This window comes from Carnobacterium viridans (genome assembly GCF_900102725.1).
Classification (GTDB): Bacteria; Bacillota; Bacilli; order Lactobacillales; family Carnobacteriaceae; genus Carnobacterium_B; species Carnobacterium_B viridans.
Window position 1 is genome coordinate 19,742 of the sequence record NZ_FNJW01000003.1, and the last position, 21,639, is coordinate 41,380.

25 protein-coding genes and 2 pseudogenes are annotated in these 21,639 nt (G+C 31.9%); 14 read left to right on the forward strand and 13 right to left on the reverse strand.

Annotation, left to right across the window (positions count from 1 at the left end; genetic code table 11):
* Nucleotides 1-351: 351 nt before the first annotated feature.
* From BLT48_RS00410 to BLT48_RS00435, 6 genes are all read right to left on the reverse strand, one after another.
* A complete protein-coding gene (locus BLT48_RS00410) occupies nt 352-1,764 on the reverse strand; it encodes an ArdC-like ssDNA-binding domain-containing protein (protein ID WP_089974347.1) in 1,413 nt (470 codons plus the stop codon).
* 68 nt (nt 1,765-1,832) lie between these two features.
* Nucleotides 1,833-2,039: a hypothetical protein gene (locus BLT48_RS00415; RefSeq protein WP_089974349.1), complete on the reverse strand. Its 207-nt coding sequence runs from the start codon at nt 2,037-2,039 to the stop codon at nt 1,833-1,835.
* A 205-nt stretch (nt 2,040-2,244) separates the two neighbouring features.
* On the reverse strand, nt 2,245-2,820 hold the full coding sequence (locus tag BLT48_RS00420) for a tetratricopeptide repeat protein (RefSeq protein WP_089974351.1): 576 nt from the start codon (nt 2,818-2,820) through the stop codon (nt 2,245-2,247).
* A gap of 521 nt (nt 2,821-3,341) precedes the next feature.
* Nucleotides 3,342-3,998 carry a hypothetical protein gene (locus BLT48_RS00425; protein ID WP_089974353.1) on the reverse strand — a complete coding sequence of 219 codons (657 nt, stop codon included), beginning with the start codon at nt 3,996-3,998 and terminating at the stop codon, nt 3,342-3,344.
* 58 nt (nt 3,999-4,056) lie between these two features.
* Nucleotides 4,057-4,590 (reverse strand): hypothetical protein, encoded by a 534-nt coding sequence (locus tag BLT48_RS00430; RefSeq protein ID WP_089974355.1) that lies wholly within the window; start codon nt 4,588-4,590, stop codon nt 4,057-4,059.
* Nucleotides 4,591-5,096: 506 nt separating this feature from the next.
* Nucleotides 5,097-6,620: an IS1182 family transposase gene (locus tag BLT48_RS00435; protein ID WP_007722232.1), complete on the reverse strand. Its 1,524-nt coding sequence runs from the start codon at nt 6,618-6,620 to the stop codon at nt 5,097-5,099.
* Nucleotides 6,621-6,849: 229 nt separating this feature from the next.
* Here BLT48_RS00435 and BLT48_RS00440 point away from each other — a divergent pair, with 229 nt between their 5' ends.
* Nucleotides 6,850-7,251 carry a hypothetical protein gene (locus tag BLT48_RS00440; RefSeq protein WP_089974357.1) on the forward strand — a complete coding sequence of 134 codons (402 nt, stop codon included), beginning with the start codon at nt 6,850-6,852 and terminating at the stop codon, nt 7,249-7,251.
* Between the two features lie 23 nt (nt 7,252-7,274).
* Nucleotides 7,275-8,549, forward strand: a complete 1,275-nt coding sequence (locus BLT48_RS00445) for a Y-family DNA polymerase (RefSeq protein ID WP_244885780.1) — start codon at nt 7,275-7,277, stop codon at nt 8,547-8,549.
* Between the two features lie 591 nt (nt 8,550-9,140).
* Here the strand turns inward: BLT48_RS00445 and BLT48_RS00450 are convergent.
* The 4 genes and pseudogenes from BLT48_RS00450 to asnB form a co-directional block, all read right to left on the reverse strand.
* A pseudogene (locus BLT48_RS00450) lies at nt 9,141-9,334 on the reverse strand (tyrosine-type recombinase/integrase); the annotation flags it as partial.
* 339 nt (nt 9,335-9,673) lie between these two features.
* Nucleotides 9,674-9,970: a bacteriocin immunity protein gene (locus BLT48_RS00455; protein WP_089974359.1), complete on the reverse strand. Its 297-nt coding sequence runs from the start codon at nt 9,968-9,970 to the stop codon at nt 9,674-9,676.
* Nucleotides 9,971-10,209: 239 nt separating this feature from the next.
* Nucleotides 10,210-10,947: a DUF975 family protein gene (locus tag BLT48_RS00460; protein ID WP_034536266.1), complete on the reverse strand. Its 738-nt coding sequence runs from the start codon at nt 10,945-10,947 to the stop codon at nt 10,210-10,212.
* A 405-nt stretch (nt 10,948-11,352) separates the two neighbouring features.
* A complete protein-coding gene (gene asnB / locus BLT48_RS00465) occupies nt 11,353-13,245 on the reverse strand; it encodes an asparagine synthase (glutamine-hydrolyzing) (protein ID WP_035050558.1) in 1,893 nt (630 codons plus the stop codon).
* Nucleotides 13,246-14,057: 812 nt separating this feature from the next.
* Here asnB and BLT48_RS00470 point away from each other — a divergent pair.
* The 5 genes from BLT48_RS00470 (at nt 14,058) to BLT48_RS00490 (ending at nt 15,981) form a co-directional block, all read left to right on the forward strand.
* Nucleotides 14,058-14,357 carry a type II toxin-antitoxin system RelE/ParE family toxin gene (locus tag BLT48_RS00470; protein ID WP_218123345.1) on the forward strand — a complete coding sequence of 100 codons (300 nt, stop codon included), beginning with the start codon at nt 14,058-14,060 and terminating at the stop codon, nt 14,355-14,357.
* 47 nt (nt 14,358-14,404) lie between these two features.
* Nucleotides 14,405-14,683 (forward strand): helix-turn-helix domain-containing protein, encoded by a 279-nt coding sequence (locus BLT48_RS00475; RefSeq protein WP_244885781.1) that lies wholly within the window; start codon nt 14,405-14,407, stop codon nt 14,681-14,683.
* A 243-nt stretch (nt 14,684-14,926) separates the two neighbouring features.
* Entirely contained in the window at nt 14,927-15,211 is a 285-nt protein-coding gene (locus BLT48_RS00480) for a hypothetical protein (protein WP_089974361.1), read from the forward strand.
* Between the two features lie 279 nt (nt 15,212-15,490).
* Nucleotides 15,491-15,664: a class II bacteriocin gene (locus BLT48_RS00485; RefSeq protein WP_081901336.1), complete on the forward strand. Its 174-nt coding sequence runs from the start codon at nt 15,491-15,493 to the stop codon at nt 15,662-15,664.
* A gap of 20 nt (nt 15,665-15,684) precedes the next feature.
* On the forward strand, nt 15,685-15,981 hold the full coding sequence (locus tag BLT48_RS00490; RefSeq protein WP_034536157.1) for a bacteriocin immunity protein: 297 nt from the start codon (nt 15,685-15,687) through the stop codon (nt 15,979-15,981).
* Between the two features lie 49 nt (nt 15,982-16,030).
* Here BLT48_RS00490 and BLT48_RS14095 read toward each other — a convergent pair.
* The 3 genes and pseudogenes from BLT48_RS14095 to BLT48_RS14105 all read right to left on the reverse strand — a co-directional run.
* Nucleotides 16,031-16,298: pseudogene (locus BLT48_RS14095) on the reverse strand (tyrosine-type recombinase/integrase); the annotation flags it as partial.
* Between the two features lie 232 nt (nt 16,299-16,530).
* Nucleotides 16,531-16,854 (reverse strand): DUF1700 domain-containing protein, encoded by a 324-nt coding sequence (locus BLT48_RS14100; RefSeq protein ID WP_244885782.1) that lies wholly within the window; start codon nt 16,852-16,854, stop codon nt 16,531-16,533.
* A gap of 126 nt (nt 16,855-16,980) precedes the next feature.
* Nucleotides 16,981-17,085 carry a helix-turn-helix transcriptional regulator gene (locus BLT48_RS14105; protein ID WP_226776829.1) on the reverse strand — a complete coding sequence of 35 codons (105 nt, stop codon included), beginning with the start codon at nt 17,083-17,085 and terminating at the stop codon, nt 16,981-16,983.
* A gap of 356 nt (nt 17,086-17,441) precedes the next feature.
* Between BLT48_RS14105 and BLT48_RS00505 the strand changes: the two genes are divergently transcribed.
* The 7 genes from BLT48_RS00505 (at nt 17,442) to BLT48_RS00535 (ending at nt 21,518) form a co-directional block, all read left to right on the forward strand.
* Nucleotides 17,442-17,765, forward strand: coding sequence for a hypothetical protein (locus BLT48_RS00505; protein WP_089974363.1), 324 nt, complete (start codon nt 17,442-17,444; stop codon nt 17,763-17,765).
* A 332-nt stretch (nt 17,766-18,097) separates the two neighbouring features.
* Nucleotides 18,098-18,295: a leucocin A/sakacin P family class II bacteriocin gene (locus tag BLT48_RS00510; RefSeq protein ID WP_089974365.1), complete on the forward strand. Its 198-nt coding sequence runs from the start codon at nt 18,098-18,100 to the stop codon at nt 18,293-18,295.
* 32 nt (nt 18,296-18,327) lie between these two features.
* A complete protein-coding gene (locus BLT48_RS00515; protein WP_089974367.1) occupies nt 18,328-18,678 on the forward strand; it encodes a bacteriocin immunity protein in 351 nt (116 codons plus the stop codon).
* A gap of 689 nt (nt 18,679-19,367) precedes the next feature.
* Entirely contained in the window at nt 19,368-19,721 is a 354-nt protein-coding gene (locus BLT48_RS00520) for a plasmid mobilization protein (protein WP_089974369.1), read from the forward strand.
* Nucleotides 19,700-20,668, forward strand: a complete 969-nt coding sequence (locus BLT48_RS00525; RefSeq protein WP_176944020.1) for a relaxase/mobilization nuclease domain-containing protein — start codon at nt 19,700-19,702, stop codon at nt 20,666-20,668. The genes BLT48_RS00520 and BLT48_RS00525 overlap by 22 nt, the downstream gene beginning before the upstream one ends.
* A gap of 40 nt (nt 20,669-20,708) precedes the next feature.
* Nucleotides 20,709-20,996: a hypothetical protein gene (locus tag BLT48_RS00530; RefSeq protein WP_089974374.1), complete on the forward strand. Its 288-nt coding sequence runs from the start codon at nt 20,709-20,711 to the stop codon at nt 20,994-20,996.
* Nucleotides 20,997-20,999: 3 nt separating this feature from the next.
* Nucleotides 21,000-21,518, forward strand: coding sequence for a hypothetical protein (locus tag BLT48_RS00535; protein ID WP_089974376.1), 519 nt, complete (start codon nt 21,000-21,002; stop codon nt 21,516-21,518).
* Nucleotides 21,519-21,639 lie beyond the last annotated feature (121 nt).

Sequence of the window (21,639 nt, forward strand, 5' to 3'; positions counted from 1 at the left end):
ATACGTTTAAATACATTCATTGTGTAGTAGTAAGTCGGACAATTAACTTACTACTACACAATGAATACGCGAAACCCATCTAAAATTTTACATATAGTTACAAAAGGATACATTCAATTTTTTTCAATCCTTTGATAGCAATAAAAAAAATAAAGGATGAGGCTGGGACAAAAGGTCTCTCAAAAAAATACACTCCCAAAACTATGAACTATTTTGTTCAGTAGTGGGAGTGTATTTTTCTATATCTCTATCAAAACAAACGAAAGTGGGACTACTTTTTTCACAAAAGTAGTTTTGTCCCAGCTTCATCCTTTTAACCTTACTCATTTAATTTTAAATTAATAATTATTTTCATAATGATGGAGGAGATACTTTCTTAGTATTTGAGTTAAATTGAGTTGAAAAAATATTCATCGGTACTTTTTCATTTTCGGCTAGTTTAATTAAATCCTTTATTTTTTCCGTATTCAATTCTTGATTCAGATCCTTATCTAACACGCGATATTTAACGTCTTCTTTTAACCATTCATCAGCTGTCTTTTCTCCTACCCAAGTGGTTGCAATCTCTTTTTTATTTTTACCCGTAGCTATAACATAATTAAATGTCTGTTCCTTAGAAACAAGTTCAATCGAATAAAGAGTTAACTTATCGTTAGGGTTATTTTTTAATAGTTGAATGGTGTTTATTTTAAGAGTTGTATCTTTCAATTGATTGTATTGATTTTGATTGTTTTGATCTGTCAAAAATCCTAACTTTGTAGCAATTACTTCGTCCTTATCGGGACTCAGTCCTTGTTTTCTTTCGGTTGTTTGTTCAATAATCAAATCTAGTTGATCAATTAATTTTCCAGAAGCTTTTTTCACTTCTGATAAAGAGTTTATTTTATCCTCAACTTTTTCTAAATTATCCGTCCAATTGGATATGTACCGTAAGGAATGATTTTCTGTATCTAGTCCGTAATATTTCCCTACTACATACGCTGTCATTTCTGCTTGGTATTCAAGAACAGGAGCTGCCTGCATAGTTAACTCTTTATTTTTCAATTTTTTATCATTATGCATCTCAGCATGTGCTAATTCATGAATTAACGTGTGTACATTCTCGGTTTCTGTATTTTTAGTATTAAGGGTAATAGAATGTGTAGACGGCATATAATACCCCTTAGCAGCCGAATCACGAAACGGCTCTTTAATTATTGGAATATTAGTGCTATTTGAATACTCCAGTAGTGATTGATTCAATAAATCTAAGTCTTTCCCTCCAAAATCAAACTGATTCTTTTTATTTGGGAAAATATCTGGATAATCTTCTGGTTTCGCATGTGTTTGTGTCACGTCAAAAACCGTCCCTAACTTAAAACGCGTAAATGTTTTGACGTTATCTGTAGACTGATTTTTCTTTATCCATTCTTTTTCTTCTTTCGTTGCTTTCGATTGATTTTTCCATTCACCATCTTTAGTTTTAAACTGGGTAACAGTCATTGGAACCCAAATTTTAATCCCTTTTTCTCCTTTTTGAACTGGAAAGCCTAATTCTTTAAATCGTTGATAGGATGCTACTCCATTTGCTCCTTTATGCTGCGAGCGAATCATGAATTGATTCCGGATAGAGTAATCTCTGAACTGGCTCATAAAATTAAGTAATTCCGCCATCTGTTCAGGTGTTTCTGTGTAGGTTTGCACTTGCGTAGTCATTTTTTCGGTTAGTTGGTCAATTTCTTTCTTCTTTTCAGCTTCTGAACTTTTTTTATACTGGTTGGCCATTGCTATACTCCCCTCTTGGCTAAATTAGTTTGACATATATTTATTCAAAAGATAGACATTTTTTTTTATTAGATCAGTTCTCCATGTTCAATAATTTCATCAGTTTCTGTTTCTAAAAGTAAATAGTAGTCTTCTTCATTGTCTATAATTGCTTTCAAATCAGTAAAAATGTACTCTTTCACCAGAACTTCTACTTCTTTTTTTTCTTCAGGAAGGTAAAAAAGAACTTTATTACCTTCTAAAATTCTTAAAGCTAACGCTAAACGACCAGACATAATCATCCCACCTTTCTTAACGATTCTTCTTTAAGCATAAATAAAAGCTAGTTATAGGGCTAAAAATATGCCTACAACTAGCTTTTATGATTCAAAAAATATTATTTATAAAGTTAACCGAAATTACCACTATCTTTGTATACCGACAAAAATATTTACTTTTACAATTGGATAAATACATGTATTTTTGTTAATTGGTATGATTTTAATTTTGTATAAATTTGCTTGTTATTACTTTGAGAGGATAGACACCCATATCCAAGCTCATTCCAAGTAAGTAGTCTAACCCTATATCAGTTATTCTTTCTTCTGTCATATCTAACACGTCTTTTTCTACATCCATAAATTTAAGTTTACCGTAAGGGTCAATTTCACTTCTGTATTTATTAATTGCAGCTTGTACCGGTGTTCTTTTTGATTGATCATCATTGTTAGCGGCGACTAATGAAAATCCACAGTGTCTCCCAAAATTTAATAATAAACTTCTACATTGAGACTCTACTGCCATTTTTTTTACATAAAGGTTTACATCAGTATTGTGTTCAATTGAAAGCATACTATGGTCTATAAAGTTTGCACTCAATGCTGCAGCCATGAAAAACTCAGCAAGAGCTTTTTCATAATCTTTTGTTATAAATAATACCTTTGCAATAGCACTCCTAACTTCGGGGTTGTCCTCATTATATTCTAGCGCTTGCTCATAATAACTCATTGCTTGTTCGTATTTACCGTTTCTTTTTGCTTCTACCCCTAAATTTACAAGTCTTTTTATATCATCCATTTTTCCCTTGTCTCCTACCTATTATTCATAAACAAAAAAGCTTATGGTTTAGCAATATGATATATTTATTTCTGTTTAGTAAAACTTCGAGTTTTTTCAGATAAGATCTAGAGCCAGTAAAGGGTAAATAGCACTCGTACCTCGCCCTTTACAGTCTCTATCCCTCATGCTAAGGGATAAACAGGCGAAAGAGTGACATACTTGAAAAAGAACATAAAAAGAAAGGAGCTAGATTATGAGAAGAAAAAAATTAAAAGTAATTAAGGATGGGCTTCCTGACAAACTCCAAGAATATGGTTAGTAAGAAAAAGCGGAACAGAAAAAATCAGACAAATAACTGTTGAAGTGAAAATTTGGGCTAAACGCTTTTTAGAATTAGAGAGTTAGAAGTAATCAAACTATAAAATCCTGTAAAAACCACATCGCAAATGATGTGGTTTTTAGTAAAATATATGAATAGGGTATTACCTATTTAAAATAATTGTTAAGTAAGATAAAAATAATAACTTAACTTTACTTTGCTATAGTAGAGAACTGATCATATCTGGAGCATGCAAAGATAAAAAATCGTCGATTATGGGATACATTAAATCGCTATATTCTAGACTAGTTTTATTAATTGAGAAACGATCAGTACTATTAAAGGTAGTTTTTAACTTTATATAAATATTTGATTTTTTAGTAGCTATTACGTTCATGACATGCCTTAGGATAAGTTCTAAGAAAAGATAAAAAGCTTCATAATAATATGATTCTCCAATAATTTCATTAGATCTATTTCTATCAGTTTTATATGAGTTTAATAAATAAACTTGTGTATCGTTGATCTGACCTTCAAATATTCGCATAGTATTTTCATCAAACTCTTTTGGAAATAATAAACCTCTAGTTTCTTCAATAGTAAAATTTTGAATATTATTAAACGTTTGAGAGTGTCTTACACCATTGCTTTCGAGAGAAAAAATGTGAGAAAATAAAATTTGTATATTCTTAGAAACAATAGTAGATACATATGCTGCTCTAAATGTTAGTTTATCAGTGTCTAAATTATTATTTTTTTGGTAACGATTGATATCAGACGTTAAATTAAAAAGATGAGGTTTGAAATCGTACTCTTGAAGAACAATTTTTGATTCACGCACTAAAATATTTAGAAACTCTTTTTCCGAATTATTCATAATGAACTCCTTTAAATGTTAGAATTATGAAATATACTGTTAGTATTATTTACGAAGTTTACTGCACTTTATGGTTTGCTACTAAGTTTTCAAAAAGAGGAATGATATCGTCATAAAACTCCCGAGCTAATTCAGTTGCTTGAATATCTGAAGTGTGAGGAGGGACTATAGAAATTCCAGCATAATCTAAGTGTGCATATTTTTGTATTTTTTTTAGAGGATTAGGATGAAGATACAAAAAATCTAAGTGGCCACCCTGAGCGGTGGCAACTCTATTACATAAAATACAAAATGAACTTAGATCAAATTTAAAAACATTCGAATTATTTGTTTGAGTGTCAAGGGTTCTGATTTCTAAAATACTGGATTCTAGGTATTCGGAAATTATAAAATAATTATGTAGATAAGTATCTGTATACCCAATAATTGCATGATAATCACCTACTTCTTTCGTAGATCTATTTATTATTCCAGGAAGATATTTAGAATTTAGATGATCAACAAATTTGTTTGGCGATATAAGTTTCGATGTGAAACTATACTTTCCTTGCGAGGTTTCTTTAAATATAAAATATTGAATTTCTTGATTCATTACGTGCACCTCATATATTTTTTTGTAAAACCTTCATTCTATTAAACAATTAATTTAATAAAATAACTTTATCAATTGTTTGTTTAATAGATTATACACTAACCACTAAAAAAATACTCGAATATTTATAATTAATTTGAATTAAAGTCTATATTAAAATGGCGGATTTTATAATGAAGTTAGCCACCGCTAACTAAAAAAAACGCCACGTGAATTTCATGTTATATTAAAGTTACCACTAACTCTCAATAGACAGTATTAGTAAAAAAGGATTTATTAAATCAAGCTAAAGAAGTATTAGAGTATTATATTCGGAACGATAATAGTTTAAAAATATACATTATTGAAAAAGAAGAAAACAAAATAAAAAAAATTAAGTTAAAAGACCTATTGTCATTAATATAAGAGGCTGGGACAAAACCTCCCAGTAACTAAAAAAACGTTAATTGCATTTTTGCAATTAACGTTTTTTTATTTTTTTCAACTGATTAAGTAAATTCTTTAGGCTAAATCGCCTTTGTTTTTCTATATTTTTTGAAGTTATTAGCCATAAAAGCCAAACCTATATCGACTTTAATTTTCTCTTTCCCACGCAAATGGAAGCGAGTGAAACCTAAATTAGCTTTTACCTGCCCGAAAACTGGCTCTACCTCGATTTTGCGTCTCGCAAAAATCTTGGAGCCTTCAGGTGATAAAAGCTTAGTCGCTTCTATTTCTTTTAAAGCTTCATAATGCCAATTGTAATAGAAGGCTTTTTGTTCTGCCTCCTCTGGATTATCCGGTCTATAAACATGACTATCCTGATGAAATCCACTACTGTTTTTCTTGTGACTTATATAGTTAAAATAATAATTTGTACCATCTGGATGTATAAAGTAATTTCCTTCGGAATGATAAGTCCAGTTTTTTCTATTTCTTGAAGAGCTACTATAGGATCGTGTTTGTTCTTTATCAAAGAGGTTATATTTTATGAGATGATTTACTCCGATATCATTCAGAAAATTTAGGTTCTCTTCACTGCCATAACCAGCATCTGCAATAATCATTTTTGGCAAGTAATCTAATGATTCAACAAACGGAATGAGTGTCCGTGTATCCGTTGGATTTGGAAAAGCATCATAAGCTAATACAAATTGATTTTCAGTACCGATTTGAATATTGTACGCCGCTTTTAACTGGCCGTTCATCATATGATCGTCTTTCATTCTCATAAAAGTAGCCTCTAAATCAATCTTAGAAAAGCTATTACGACCATTAAACACTTTATCATGGGCTTCATAATTTCTTTTGCGTAGGATGAAATCATTTTTCAATTTACGTAAATGTTTTTTTAATCTTCGTCTCTTTTGTTTCTTGGGGTTCTTTCCATGAACAGGATGATCTTCAATATCAGTAGTCAATTGATTGATTTCTTTTTCGATTAGGGTTGTCAAATCCTCAAGTTCGCCAATAGAAATATCCTCTAAATCATCTATCACCATAGATTCTTCAACCAGTGGTTGAATTTCGTCTACAAAATATTGTTTCGTCTTCATTCTGAGAGAAGTTGCATATCTGTCTATAGCTTTTTTCCATACAAAGGAATATTTATTGGCGTTAGCCTCTATTTTAGTTCCATCTATAAATAGTTCATTCATAGAGATAAGATTTTCTGTTTTGAGTTTAACCGTAAATTCAGTAAATAATTCAGGTAATAACTTTTGGCAATTTTCAGAAGAACGAAATCGGTTGATTGTTCGATAGGAGATAACTTCGTTACTAACTGCCCACATCATGGCTATGTTTTCCGTCATCATTTTTTCAATTTTCCGGCCAGAATAAATCCCTTCTGAATAAGCAAAGAGAAGTGCTTTTATTAGTAACCTTGGATGATAACCAGGTCTTCCCTCGGAAGAATCAAGTTGAGAAAACAACGTGTTGTCCATTGATTCAATAAATTCATGAATTTCAAAAATAATATGGTTTGGAGACAATAAACAAGACAATTCTATTGGCAAGCTTGTTTGATTCGTGGTATATTTTTTATACATTAGAAACCCCTCCGATAATTGTATTTGTGGTTATTTACATTATATCAAAGGGGTTTCTTTTTGTATTATAAAAAGCATCCAGAAAAGTCATTTAAACTTTTCTGGATGCTTTTTAGCTAGGTTTTGTCCCAGCCTCAGGTCTGTTAATCTTTTAATAACACTTTTATTGCTTTACAAAGGGAACGTGTGTTCGTATAATAAAAGAATCAGAAGAAGTAGGTGTTAATAAATGAACCTCGATATAGAAGAAAATATAATAATAAATCCTAATACATCTGGATATGTTGATAGAAAAATGGCTAAGTGGCAAGGATTGATATTATCAGAACACACAGAAACCGTAAATGATAAAAAGAAAAACAATAGAAAAGTAAATATTGAAAAAGAGAAACAGTCTGTAGATGTTATATATAGCTTAATTGATTTTTCTTATAGTCAAAAAGTAATGGTATCTATTCAAGTAGATTGTTTATTTAATGGCTCTTATCAAGACGATATTATAGGTGTTGTTTTTGGGTATCTTGATAACAATATTTATATACAAACCATAGATTCTGGTTTGGTAGTTTGCGAGTTAGAATTAATACGCAATATTGAAAACCATAAACAAAAGAAATGGTTTAAAGTATAAAATCCTAAAGGAGTGTATAAGTTATGAAAAGAATGGATTATTCCTACCAACCAAGACGTGATATTCTTTGTATTGACGTGAAGTCTTTTTTTGCTTCGGTAGAATCTGTTAAAAGACATATACACCCTTTAGAATCTTATATTGTAGTAATGAGTAACCCTGACTTAGAAGGAGGTTTAGTTTTAGCAAGTTCTCCTAGAGTAAAAAAAGAATACGGTATAAGGACAGGTTCAAGACGTTTTGAAATTCCAAAAAGTTCAAAAATTCAAATTGTTGAGCCTAGAATGGCTTTATATATAAAGGTTAATATGATGATAAATGAAATATTTAGAGAATTTGTTGCGGATGAAGACATACATATTTATAGTATTGACGAAAGTTTTATAGACGTTACCCACTCTCACGTACTTTATGGATCAACAGAAGAAATAGCGAAACAGATACAGGAGACAATTTTTCAAAGATTGAAGTTGGTTACAGCAATAGGAATAGGCGATAACCCATTACTTGCTAAACTAGCATTAGATAATGAAGCTAAAAAGAACAAATCACAAATAGCAGTTTGGCATTATGAAGACGTTCAGGAAAAATTATGGAAAATACATCCTATTACTGAAATGTGGGGTATTGGAGGAAATACAGGCAAAAATCTATATAAGTTAGGAATCGATTCTGTCTATAGTCTATCTCAATATAACGTAAACTCTTTAAAAAAAATTCATGGAGTTATTGGAGAACAATTATTTTATCATGCTCATGGAATTGATCAGACGATATTATCAGAAAAGTATGTTCCAAAATCAAAAGGTTTTGGAAAAAGTCAGATTTTAAAAAGAGATTATCTAGAGCAATATGAAGTTGAAATAGTTATTCGAGAAATGGCTGATGAAATTTCCGCACGATTAAGAAAGTATAAAGCAGAAACCGGAGTAATTCATTTATCAATTGGATATTCCAGAGATATATTAGATAAAGGGTTTAGCCAACAAATGAAAGTTTTTCCAACGTCTTCTAATATGAAAATAATAGAAACATGCTTACAAATATTTAGAAGTAATTATACTAATCAGCCTGTCAGACAAATATCGATTCGTTGCGGAAAGATTGATTATAAAAAAGAGCTACAATTAAATTTATTTGAACCTCCTGAAAAAACGATCCATAACGAAGAACTAGAAATGGTAGTAGATAAAATAAGAGATAAGTACGGTTTTACTTCCTTAGTACACGCAAGTAGTTTAACGAAAGGTGGCACAGCTATTTCAAGAAGTGGAATGGTTGGAGGTCATAAGGGATAAAATAATATGATTAAATTACATGAAGTAATCCAAGATTATGAAACACATAAATTATCCTTAGAAGATTTACAAGACTATTATCACGAAGGTATTCTATTAAATACTATCTAAAAAATTTCTCGGCTAAAATGGCTAAAGAAGATCTTTTTATTCCAATTATTGAAAATCATTTTTCAATCTAAATATGAAAAATGAAACAGAGAGGATAGCATTTTTTAACTTCACAGTGTCACACTTCATATGGAAGTTATACCGACTAAAGATAAAAATTTTCCAATCATTTTCATATATGTTTTTTTTTTAGAAACGAGGAGGATTTAAATCTTCATCAAATTTGAGCAAAATTTTAATTTTTGCAGATCTGCAGTATAAAATTCACTAATGCTTTTGATAATTCAATAACAAAAAACTTATCAGGGCAAGGATATACCTTGCTTAATTCAAGAAAGCTAAATTCTACGAAATAGTGTCCATCTAGTTCATACGTATTTAGAACGAAACCTTCATTAGTAGTAATAGAAACAAAATGTTCATATGTAATCTCCTTAAAATGTGATACTTTTAGTATACGCAGATAAATTTGAATGATTTACTACTCAAATACAAAATACGGGTTTTCCCTTTTTTTCTCGACGATTCGGGGATTTTTTTGAGGCAATCAGGTCTTGTTTCTTTAATTTAACGGTATCAGACATACGTAAACCGCTATTAATGCCGATCAAAAACAGAAAAACATCCGGATGCGCGTTTTTTTTTCTTCTCAAAAAAAATAAAAAGTCGTTTATTTCTTGCTAGGTCCGTAATGGTTGGAGGTTGTAACTCATTTAAAAGACCTCTCCTCTCACAAAAGTGATACATGATTTTATTCAGCATGCCTTACAATCATGTATTGGAAGATAATATGAAAAAGAACCCTATTGGAATAACATTCGGGATACACGTTTATATCCAATTTCATGTATTTAATATTTATAAAAAGCATTAGATAACTTAAAGGAACGATTGGCTATATAATTTAATTGATCTTTCCATATTGACTAAACAAAATAAGGTCACTATAACTACTGTGACCTTATAAATTAATTTAATTAGGAATAATTGAATTTATCTATTTTTGTACACTGTTAATATCCATATCTAATATTGGATATGGAAGTCAATTCTTTTAGTTTTTTAGATTGATAGTCTGATAGAGTAACTCCATCATTTCTGATTGCTTTAGAAATATCTAAGTTCATACGACTTAAAATCATAGGAATAGAAGCGCCCATTTGTTCTAATTCTTCAAAATAATTCTCTAATACATTTTGTAGCGACTCGTTTTCTAAGTTTGTTTTTAAATCATCTAATAGATCAGTAATAATATTTGCTGCTTGTTTTGCTCGTTCATTTCCTCCGGAATACCATTTTGTTTTGCCCATAAAATATCGCTCCTTAATTATAGTCACACGTGAGTTTAGTTGCTATTGTACTTTCTTTATAGTCTATTGAAGTTAAACTATTTTTGCTAATATAGCGCAATTGTCGACACCTTAAATGGTAAGCATACTCTATTATAGTTCTGTATTAATTGTCCCTTCAATAAACTTATTTATTGATAATAAACAATTTAGAACTACTCTTTTTTTTAGTCTAGCTATTTATACATAACTTAAGTAGATTAAAAGTCATCTAATGACTCGTCAAAATGACTATTTTCAGTCAGATTGTTATAAAATGCTGCATATATACAATATACATATGGTTTTAACCATAGAAATCCGATTCCTAGAGATAGAATGCTTAAAATGCCCCAGCCAATAAAGCTTAACTGTAATACAAAGTATTCCCACTTATGGCCATCCATCATTTTTCTACTTTCTGTTATGCAATCGAGAGCAGATACTTTTCCATTTTCAGTTAGTATTTTTTGATCTTTATAAATGAAATAGGCTTGAGAATAAGATATTGTTTTTATAATTCCTGGTACGATAAAAAGAAATGCCCATAATAAGGTAAAAAATCCGGTGAAAATATAAATTAAAAACGTACCTAAAAAGTATTTTTTAGTGAATATTTGAAAAGCTTGTTTAACTGGTTCAATACGCATAGTTGGGTTTCTTAACCAATCTAAAAAAGTATATGAAATACCAATAGCAATAAACGTAGATAAGGCTCCAAAGATGGTAGACCAAAAGTCTTCAGTATATGATGACTCATACCTGTTAATATTCGTCCCTATATCAGAAAATAAACCGATTCTTTGCTGAATAAAGGAATAGGATAATAAAGTAATCGCTACCCCTATTATTGTTAAAATTATTGGTATAGCACTTAATAAAATGGCTTCTTTCCATCTGCCACGTAATACCTCTTTCACCTCCGCTTTTAATTCTTTTCGACTCTTATATCTTTCCAAAAAACCATTCCTCTCGCTACTTGTTTTTACCTATCTGTTTAGATTGAAATAATAGTAGGTATAAAATATTATTTCGAAGAAAATAAGTTATCTATTATGTGTACCATTCAAGAATAACCTTTCTAACCCCCTTCTAATCGACACCTTATTATCTACCAAATAGTCCTAATTTAATAGAACTTATTGGTTTCCATAGTAGCAACCAGTGGTTGCTACTGCTATTTTAGTTATTATTTCTTTCTATAAGAAAAATAATGATTGTAAAAAAGTAACTCTGTATTAACAAGGTTCTAGATACATATTTCTATGTAAAATAATGTATTTTAGACCATAAGTACACAGGATACTTGTGTACTTATGGTCTATATTTATCAATACAAATTTTTATCTAATTTCATATATTAATTATTGCTGTACAGAAGATTGTAGCGGTTCTGTTAAAAATTCTTGTGATTCTTCGACATAAATACGGTGCCAAACCATAAAAGTTAAAGCTGTCCATATTTTACGCGAATAATCTATCTTGCCTATGCGATGATTAATTAAGAGGTCTTCAATATAACCTTTATTTAATAAATGCTCTGTTTGAGATTCCCGTATAATCGTCAATGCCCAATCATACATTTCATCTTTTAACCAATGACGGATTGGAACTGGAAAACCTAATTTTTTACGGTAAATAACATTTTCTGGAACAATGCCTTCTACGGCTTTTCTTAAAATATATTTAGTCGTTCCATGAGCTAGCCTTAAATGTGCTGGTATTTCTTTAGCAATATTAAATACTTCTTTATCTAAAAATGGTGTTCTCAACTCTAAAGAATGAGCCATTGTAGTTCTATCTGCATTTAAAAGTAGATCTCCATTTAGCCAAGTATTAATATCAATTAATTGCATGCGATCCACTGGATTACGCCCTACTGTTTGCTGATAAAATGAATCAGTCACATTTTTGAACGGGTAGTTAGCATTATAATTGGTTAACAATTTTTTCTTTTCAAGCTCTTCAAAAATCTTTGCATTTCCAACGTACCGATGTTCTAAAGGAACGGTTCCTCTAAGAAGAAAACTCTTCCCTTTTACTCCATCAGGCATCAGCTGAGCTAACTGATGGATAGCTTGGTTGGTATACTTACCAGTAAGATTAAACATTCTCAACGCATGTGGTTCATTATAAATACCATACCCTCCAAATAATTCATCAGCTCCTTCACCAGATAACGCAACTTTTACATGCTTTCGAGCTAATGCTGACAAAAAGAATTGCGGCATTGCTGCAGGGTCAGCTAAAGGATCGTCCATATGCCAAACAAAACGTGGAAATTCAGCCATGAATTCTTCTACAGTAATCGTATGACTAAAGTTTTCTACTTTTAACTCTTCTGCCGTCTCTTCAGCTAAATTAATTTCATTGTATCCGTCTCTTTCAAATCCAACGGATAATGTCTTAAGCTTAGGATTAAACTCGCGTGCCATTGCTACAATGATTGACGAATCAATTCCTCCTGATAAGAAGGAACCAACTGTAACGTCTGACCTCATATGTTTTTCAACGGAATCCCATAAGCTTGTTCGAATTTCTTTTGTAAAAAAATCTTCTGATTTGTTAATGGGTGAAAAATCAGCCTGCCAATATCTCGTAATTTTTACTGTCTCATTTAATTTCTTTGTCATAAAATGACCAGGAAGTAGTTCCTTAATTGATTGGTGCATCGTTTCTGATCCTGGAACATATTGAAAAGTTAAATAATTTTGTAAAGCAATTTGATCTAATTGTCGGTCTTGAACCACTTTTAGAATAGCTTTCTTTTCAGAAGCCACATATAGGCCTTGTTCTTCTACTGCATAATAAAAAGGTTTAATCCCAAAATGATCACGAGCTCCAAAGAATGTTTTTTCTACTTTGTCCCAAATCACAAATGCAAACATTCCTCTTAATTTATCCACTACTTCTTCTTTATAGGCTGAATAAGCTGCAATGATAACTTCGGTATCACTATCCGTTTTAAATAAATACCCTTGACCACTTAGTTTTTTTCTTAACTCTATATAATTATAAATTTCACCATTAAAAATAATCCAATACCGTTCATTTTCATAAGATAATGGTTGGTGCCCTTTTTCAATATCGATAATACTTAATCTTCTAAAACCTAAAGCAATCGTATTATCTTTATAATACCCTTCTTCATCTGGTCCTCTATGTACAATCATTTTATTCATCTCATTAATATTGTTCTCTATTGTTTTTTGTATTGCATTTTCCACATTGGAAATATACCCAACAAATCCGCACATATCAATTCTCCTCTTTTTGAGTTCCTTTTTATTGATTAGTTCTTCTAGTTAAAATTTTTTAAAGACTTTTAAACTAGCGACATTTTCGAATTTATGTATTTTTATTTTGATTAGTGAAAAATAGATTTTAATTAAGCACTATTAAAAGTCTAGTATTTTTAAATTCCACAATTGATAGTACAGCTATTATCTTCGAATAGCAATCACTTTAAGCGATTGCAGATTGATATTTTAAGTCCTAATTTTTTGTTAAAGAACCAAAAATTAGGCATTTGTCTCATCTTTAAACCACCAACAGATAATCAGATAGAAATTATTGAGATTGTTACCATTGGTAAAAGAGAAGAAAAAAAGTATTTTTAACCGCTAAAAAAAGTATCTCTGAAATTGAAATAAAAAATCTTTTACAGATCTAATTTTAAGAGAGTCGCTCGCTTGTTTTTAGCAGCTACCTATTTTCTTCAATATATGATTTTATAGAATCTCATGTATTCATAACATGAAATTGGATGTCTAACTCTTAAACACAAGTTTAAATCATTACTATCCTCCTTAACTTAATAACTATATTCTCTCAATTTCCGCTTAAAAAGTAACGCACCTATTCGTTTACAATTAGCAACCACTGGTTTACATACACTAAAAATCAAATAAAAAAGTACTTCAGTTATAAATTTTTAAATGAAACTGTAGTTTTATCAATACACGTTTTTAAACAATTTTATGTATTCTCATAAAATCAATAGTACCTAGTATTCGATTTCCTAAATAAGATTGTTTACACATTATCACTTATAAGTTATAATAAAAGTATGAAAAAATATAATTTCGATGTCTATGAAAAAGAAAACGGTGAAGCTCCCTTTTTGGAGTATTTAGATAGTTTAGATGTAAAAGCTAAAGTATTAAGAGCAATAACTATTGTGGAAGATTTTGGAGTCCATTCTCCACCAGGATATATCGATCACTTAGATGATGGCATTTACGAACTTCGAGTAAAATTCTCAAGCAACATTTTTAGGTGTTTATATTTTCATTTTAGTCATAATAAATATATTATCACATGGTTTCACGAAACAAACACAAAAAACTCCTTCAAGAGAAATTACTAAATCCAAAGAGTATCGTAAAGACTATCTAGAAAGAAAGGGTGAAAATGATGGAAAATAAACTAAAAAGTTACTTCGACACCCAAATGGAAACACCAGAGTTTGCTGAAGCGTGGAAAGAAACTGAAGCTAGCTATCAAGCTGCAAACATTCTTTTAAGAATTAGAGAAGAAAAACATCTAACTCAATCTGAATTAGCTACTCTAACTGGAAAAAAACAATCTTATATTTCTCGAGTAGAAAAAGGGTCACAAAACATTAGTGTACAAACATTAAGTGACATCATGGAATCTGTAGGCGGAAAACTAAAAATGGAAGTAGTCGTTTAACTTTGTCACGATTTCTAAAATAACACCTATAAAAAGTTTAATCTGATATGTAATTAAATAAGACTAGTAGTAGATAAACACAATAAAAAGGGTCACAAAACTCACATATGTTTTATGTGAGTTTTGTGACCCTTTCCTTTTCGATACACGATTATATGCAATTCCATGTATTGATAAGTCATAATACTTAGAATAAGATACTTATAACACTGAACACAATTTAAAAAAATTGGAGGAATAATTATGTTTCTAGTATTAGGAATTATTGCTATAGTAGCAACTGTTTTAAATCTTTATTTATATAAAGTAGGCAAAGATTATAAAGTAGCAATGTCAGTGGGACTGTCATTCACAGCACTGACGCTTGTTGCAGAGCACAGCATAATATCCGATTGGGTAAAGGTAAAAGATTGGGCTGCTTTATTAGATGTAGTACCTACTATGACAACAGTCCTATGGGTTTTAACGATTATATCAATATTATTAAATACAATTCCGATACTTTTAGAACTAAAAAAACATGATTAAAAATAATCAAATGTCTGATAATAATCACCCAAAATCGACAGTTAGTAGGCATGGATTTGGTTGCTTTTTCTATGTCGTTTATAAGTGTTGATTGTCTAATCATCTCGTTCGTTTCAAAAAGACCCTATAAACATAGATAGCTATGCTTATAGAAGATGAAATTAACTTTATCCGTTTGGGGAAAAATAGTTAAAATAATTTTGTTTATATAATACCTAAAAAAATACATAGGGGGTTCGTTATGAAAAAAAATTAATTAAGTTTGCAACAGTTTTTATTTTGGTAAGTGGACTAGGATTGTTATTCAGTTCTATAAATGTAGAAGCTGCAACGGCTTATCCAAATGGTGTTTATTGTAATAAAACCAAATGTTGGGTAGACTGGAATAAAGCACAGAGTGAAATTGGCAAAATCATAGTTAATGGTTGGGTTCAAAGTGGTCCATGGTCTTAAAACTAGAAAGGAACTAATTTATGAATAATAATGAAGGAAAAATTATAGATGCCATTAGCAAAGCCTATTCAGATCCAGAAATAAAAAAAGACAGTGAATTTTCTCAATCATTATTTGACTATGCTAAAAAGATTTCTGATGGTGATGATTATAGACTTGTTTGTGTAAAGTTAAGTAGAAAAATCAACTCTTACTTAATGGCTAACGAATTTAAATCTCCTCAGACATTAACTGATTTAAACGCGATTGTTGGCAAAGAAGTTGCGAATTACAGAGGAGCTTCTTCTGTTAGTATGTGGGGTTCTAACCTCTTCTAATAAAGTTTGACTGTCCTAATTTATCAGAAAAAAAATACAATGGTATGAATTAAAATCCCAAACGGAAATTTAATAATGTCTCACTAATTTCATCTTCATTAATCCCAATATAGCGCTTCGCAATTTTCTCGCTGCTAAGACCAAAAACGTAGCCACGTCTTTGGTCTTTTTGTAAAGTGGTAACCAAACGTCTTACGCAGCGTGTGCATGCCAATATCGTCTCTTCCCAATAGCTTAGCGACCATTTGAAACATCTGATAGACCGTATTGACTTCTACATGTCCACCTTTGGTACTGGGAAACAAATAACCCTCCGGTTATAGGTCTTTTGTATAATTATTTTAAAAAAACAACTTTGATCTGATAAGGTTATAGATACACTATTCTAAGCAATTTCATGTGTCAAAGTTTTTAGTTCCCAAAAGTATATTAGTCGTTATAAAAAAAAGGAATCCCTCTACCAAAAAGGTAGAGAGGATTCTTTTTTAATTTTCCTGTATTAGGGTTCCCAATACAGGAAACTATCCAATTAATTTTTTTGATAAAAGATTACTCCTCACTATAAACCATTTTTTTGTTATATTTTACATATTTTTTAAAAGAATCCACTAAGGTTTGAGTAGTCTTTTTAGCTAACGGATAAAGAACGAGTCCAGCGAGACATAAAAGGATACTTGCGAACGATTGGAAAAGGGAAAAACTCTGTGCTCCCGTTACGTTAGCGCCTAAAAGGATGATTGGCGATAAAATAAAGGTTCCTGTAATTAACCAAAGAGCAAAAACGAGTAAGATAGCGGTGAGAGCTACGACTGAAACTAACAGTACATTGAACAAGAGTACCCCAGCTAACGCAAACCAATTGAATTTTTTCATAGAAATTTCCTCCTCTTTCTTTTGGATAGATTTTTTTGTTTCAGAAATCAGTTCATCAATCGACAGCCCATAGAGGCTTCTTAATTCTTGTAAAACAAAAATATTAGGAAGTGTTTTATTTTGTTCCTACCTCGAAACAGTTTGTCGAGTAACGTATAATCTTTTGGCACTATCTTCTTGCGTGAGATCCAATGCTGCTCGTGCTTCTTTTAGCGATTGGCCTAATGACATTTGGCTTATCTCCTTTATAGTAAGTAGCTTACTTAATTTTAGAAGAAAATAAAAGCAACAAACCTGTTACACTGTTGGTACAACAGTATTCTTATCGTAAATCAATAAACTATTTACTTGTGTTTTTGTGGTGTGTTTTTGTCAATACATGATTTTATGTAATTTAATGGATGTATTTAAATCATTTTAACATTTACAGAAGAGTTTTATTTAGAAGGAATAGTATTTTGAAGAATAGTGTTATCTCTTAGCAGAGTCTCAAAGTACCGCTATACTGACCATATTTCAAAATACTTAGACAACAGACTATTAATTATTGTAAACTATAGGTAATCAGAATGTGAGGTAAATAGAATATGTTAGAATTAATACCGTTTACAGGTACAATATGTGGCTTAATTTTATTCAATAATATTGAATGGAAAGGTTTCGTAAACAAATTATTATTTTATATGTTTTGGTTTTCATTAATAGCAGCATTTATTTTAGGTGGACTTAACCAATTTATAGGAAACTTCTCAACTATTATCAAAATTTTATCTATCTTAAATTTTTGTTCAATCATTGTCTTTTCAGTGAAACTAAACTTTAATCGTTTAACCATTTTAAAAAAAATATGTGTTGTACTTGTATATTTAAGTGCGTTTATGTCTATATTGTTATTTTTTTTGCTTATGTAATAAAGTATAAAAAGAGCATTAGCTAATAAAATGAGGCTGGGACAAAACTACTTCCGTTTGTTTTGATAGAGATATAGAAAAATACACTCCCACTACTGAACAAAATAGTTCATAGTTTTGGGAGTGTATTTTTTTGAGAGACCTTTTGTCCCAGCCTCATTTTTTTATTTGAAGAACACGACTTTATGTAATTTCGTGTGTTATTTGCAAAAATGATATTTTTATAAAAAATAAATATTTATTTTTTTTACACTTAATAATATAAGTTTTCTTTTGAAAAATACTTGTGTTATGTTATAAACGTATTTAACTAATTCAAAGATGAGAAACACATGGGTAAAAAAATTTTAAAAGGTCTGATTGTTAGCATTTTTCTATTAGGTATCGTTCTATTTATAGCACCCCAAGAAGCAGAAGCATCAACTTATTATGGGAATGGTGTATCTTGTACTAAAAAAAAGTGTTCTGTTAATTGGGGACAATCTTGGACAGAAGGAGTCCAACGTTGGGGTGATCATTTATTTGGCTAATGCTAATTAAATACTGAAAGTAGGAATTGTTTATGAGTAAAGATAATAATGCTAAAGAACTGATTCATGAATTGTATAATTATTTAATAAAACGATCAAATACTTCTACAAGTTTGTTAGATATTACGGATGTTTTACTACAAGTTTATACTAAAATTGAAACCGTAGATAACCCAGAAGCGCTCGTTAATCGTTTAGTTAATTACATCTACAGTGTAGGATTTAAGGGACGTATTAACTTAACACCTGCAGAAGAACGCCTACTAACTGAATTAGGTGTAATTGGTCAAAAAGCTGGTTTAAATGGTTTGTATAAAGCAGATTTTTCCGATAAGTCACAATTTTATAGTTATTTCGATAACAATAAAATGCCTAGACGCTAATGATTAATTTCCAATACTGCTAACCACTAATCATGAAATTTTTATTCAATGTTTTTTTGATACCTGAAAGCTCTAAAATGAAGGACGTTTCCGAATAGGAAATCGACCGATTCATTTTAGAGCTTTTGTTGTCTTGTTGATCATTTTCTAATGAGCAGCAAGACCTTTATTACTCAAAAATCCCATGCGAAAAATGATTAATTCGCATAGGATTTTTGGAGGGGAAATCTGACCGCAAACGGTCAGATTTATTGAGGAGCAACGTTGAAAAACGGGGCTCTTTTTTTGTCCGTTTGCGAACAGCGAATCGGACGAAAAAATCCGCTACGTTACCTGTCGAACAGACAGATAACGGCGGACTCCTTTGGGGGTCTTAGGGGGAGCAGCGCATCCACCTAACAGGGAGTATTTGGGTACCAAATACGTAGCCTGTTGTATCTGGTGTTAGTGTATTTCTTGTTTTATGACCGGATAGGGAGTAACATAAGAAATACACTAACACCTTTTTTTGAAACGTTTTGACAAGGTGACCGCATAGGGAACGTTGGCAAATAAGTGGAGAAAAAAAGCACTGGTCTTAGGTCTGAAAGGCGACTGAATAAGGAGCGTTTTAGACCTAAGACCAGTTAGTCATGCAGCGAGGAACTGAGACCGAATAGGGAGCCGTTTAGAGAGGAGAGACTACGTCCGTGAGCGAACAAAAAAAAGAGAACCGACGTGAAGAACGTCAAGTGAAATTTCGCGTGAACGAAGCCGAATATGAGAAGCTCAGCTACCTAGCGGAGCAACAAGGCATGAGCGTGCCCAACTTTGTTAAAAGCAAGGCGAAAGGGACTCGCATGCGAAACCCGAAAATCGAGATTGAAGGAGCCAAAGAAATCGCTCGACAGCTGCGGTATTACAATTCCAATTTGAATCAGTTAGTCAAATGGATCAACACCAACAAAACGTTTTATGAACCCAACGAACTAAAAGGGATGGAACAGCAGCTATCCAGTATTCAGGAAGGAGTGAAAGGCCTTTGGGAGCAATTATCAAGATAGCGAGTGCCACTAAAAATGGTTCAGCGACGGTCAACTACATTGCGAGACAAGGAAAAATTGACGTCAATTTAACCAGTGCTCACCTCACTCCATTAGATTATCAAGCAGCGAGAGAACAAATGCGCCAAACGCGAGACTTAATGGGCAAGACAAAAGGGCGTCAAGGCTATCACTTAGTCCAGTCTTTTGACGCGACCGATCAGTTAACGCCTATGAAAGCCCATCAGTTCGGACAAGAATTCATGTCCGAATTAAGCAAAATGTATCCCGATCATGAAATTTATATGGCCACACATACCGATACCGACCATCCACACAACCATTTTATGATCAATGCGGTCAATAGTGAAACGGGCGCTAAAATGGCCATTAATCCTCCTGATATCTATGAAATGCATGAAATTAATAATGACATTTCAAAAAAGCATGACTTGGTAGAATTGACTAAAGCTAAAAACAAGGTCTATCCGACTGAAATAGCGGCTTATACTCAAATTGGGAAGCAATATGAACGGGATTTAGTCAAAGAAAAAATTTATCACGCGAGAGATCAAGCCCATTCCTATCCGGAATTTGAACACTTACTATCTGAATCAGATGTAACCCTTACTTCTGAGATTGGAAAAAGGGGCCAAACGATCCGACAAAAGTATGTGACTCACGATTCAGAAGGAAAACAATGGACGTTTACCGCCTCAAGATTAGGCGAAGACTTTAAAAAGGAGCCGATTACCCATGCCATCATGGAACACCAACGAAAACGAGACAAACAACAATCTGACAGAGAACAACTTGAGCGCAGCAACACCGAAAGATTACGAGGACTTACTGCTAGCGTACGAGAAGTTGCGGACGAAGTACGAGCAGAGCGCAGAACACATGAGTCTGCTCGTCAGCCACCTCAAAACTCTCCAAACGTCAATCGAGACTTCGGACCAGAACGGTAAAGAGCAACTGGCGTATCATCGGAGACAAGAACAAAAAAGAGTGGAGCAATTTCAAGCTTTACTGACTGAAAATGAGCATTGGAAACAACAAACAGCCGTTGATTTAAAAGATTATTCCCCTGAAAAAATGGAACAAAAGTTAGATAAAATCGTCCACCAACATTTAGGCAACTACCAAGAAAAATTAGATGCGGTCTTGCAGCAAGCGGACCAACAAGCAAAAAAAGAACGTCGGACCGATTGGATCGAACGAATCAGTATTTTAGGCATTGGGGCCGTTACCCTTTTAGCTATTTACGGGATGTTTTCGTTCTTTATGGGGATGTAGCTGATGGGATTATTTTTTATGAAACTCATGTGGCGTATTTTGCCCGTCTTAAGCGTTTTGGTCGTGTTGGGGTGTTCTTATCTGATTTGGAGAGTAAAACTTCACCAGTGGTGGAATTCTGGCCATTTAAAGCGCGTTAGCCTTGTATCTCTTACTTCTTTAGTGCTTTGTTTCAGTGTGCTGCTGTTATTAGGGTATTCAACTCAATCAAAACTGCCGTTTGGATCAAAAATTCAAGAAATCTCTGCTCAACAACAAACAGTAAAAGAACAAAAACAAGCAATTGAAGCGGAAAAAGTAGCAACTGAAGAAAAAGATGATCAAATTGAAGAAAAACTAGAAGCTGCTTTAGATGTGGCGGATAAAGAACGAATCTATCTTACTAATAAAAATGAATCAACTATCATTACAGAGGATTGGTTTTTAGAAAACAAACAATTAATTGATCAGTTATCAGAAGATACCGATCGTGAAGAGTATACGAACCGATTTAAGTCCGTTAGAGACGTTTTCTTGAACTAAAGGTCCTTTTTATCTGGGGTACCATTCAAACGTTGAATAGCGCTGTTTTTTGAAGTGTGGGGTATGCAACGATTCGAACCGTCGATCATAAATAGAGTTACAACAGTCTGTTAATAGTTAA

Excerpts from the sequence above, each read along its gene's own strand:
- BLT48_RS00410 (WP_089974347.1), bottom strand. The coding sequence starts at position 1,764 with ATGGCCAACCAGTATAAAAAAAGTTCAGAAGCTGAAAAGAAGAAAGAA.
- BLT48_RS00415 (WP_089974349.1), bottom strand. The coding sequence starts at position 2,039 with ATGTCTGGTCGTTTAGCGTTAGCTTTAAGAATTTTAGAAGGTAATAAA.
- BLT48_RS00420 (WP_089974351.1), bottom strand. The coding sequence starts at position 2,820 with ATGGATGATATAAAAAGACTTGTAAATTTAGGGGTAGAAGCAAAAAGA.
- BLT48_RS00425 (WP_089974353.1), bottom strand. The coding sequence starts at position 3,998 with ATGAATAATTCGGAAAAAGAGTTTCTAAATATTTTAGTGCGTGAATCA.
- BLT48_RS00430 (WP_089974355.1), bottom strand. The coding sequence starts at position 4,590 with ATGAATCAAGAAATTCAATATTTTATATTTAAAGAAACCTCGCAAGGA.
- BLT48_RS00435 (WP_007722232.1), bottom strand. The coding sequence starts at position 6,620 with ATGTATAAAAAATATACCACGAATCAAACAAGCTTGCCAATAGAATTG.
- BLT48_RS00440 (WP_089974357.1), top strand. The coding sequence starts at position 6,850 with ATGAACCTCGATATAGAAGAAAATATAATAATAAATCCTAATACATCT.
- BLT48_RS00445 (WP_244885780.1), top strand. The coding sequence starts at position 7,275 with ATGAAAAGAATGGATTATTCCTACCAACCAAGACGTGATATTCTTTGT.
- BLT48_RS00455 (WP_089974359.1), bottom strand. The coding sequence starts at position 9,970 with ATGGGCAAAACAAAATGGTATTCCGGAGGAAATGAACGAGCAAAACAA.
- asnB (WP_035050558.1), bottom strand. The coding sequence starts at position 13,245 with ATGTGCGGATTTGTTGGGTATATTTCCAATGTGGAAAATGCAATACAA.
- BLT48_RS00470 (WP_218123345.1), top strand. The coding sequence starts at position 14,058 with ATGAAAAAATATAATTTCGATGTCTATGAAAAAGAAAACGGTGAAGCT.
- BLT48_RS00475 (WP_244885781.1), top strand. The coding sequence starts at position 14,405 with ATGGAAAATAAACTAAAAAGTTACTTCGACACCCAAATGGAAACACCA.
- BLT48_RS00480 (WP_089974361.1), top strand. The coding sequence starts at position 14,927 with ATGTTTCTAGTATTAGGAATTATTGCTATAGTAGCAACTGTTTTAAAT.
- BLT48_RS00490 (WP_034536157.1), top strand. The coding sequence starts at position 15,685 with ATGAATAATAATGAAGGAAAAATTATAGATGCCATTAGCAAAGCCTAT.
- BLT48_RS14100 (WP_244885782.1), bottom strand. The coding sequence starts at position 16,854 with ATGAAAAAATTCAATTGGTTTGCGTTAGCTGGGGTACTCTTGTTCAAT.
- BLT48_RS14105 (WP_226776829.1), bottom strand. The coding sequence starts at position 17,085 with ATGTCATTAGGCCAATCGCTAAAAGAAGCACGAGCAGCATTGGATCTC.
- BLT48_RS00505 (WP_089974363.1), top strand. The coding sequence starts at position 17,442 with ATGTTAGAATTAATACCGTTTACAGGTACAATATGTGGCTTAATTTTA.
- BLT48_RS00510 (WP_089974365.1), top strand. The coding sequence starts at position 18,098 with ATGGGTAAAAAAATTTTAAAAGGTCTGATTGTTAGCATTTTTCTATTA.
- BLT48_RS00515 (WP_089974367.1), top strand. The coding sequence starts at position 18,328 with ATGAGTAAAGATAATAATGCTAAAGAACTGATTCATGAATTGTATAAT.
- BLT48_RS00535 (WP_089974376.1), top strand. The coding sequence starts at position 21,000 with ATGGGATTATTTTTTATGAAACTCATGTGGCGTATTTTGCCCGTCTTA.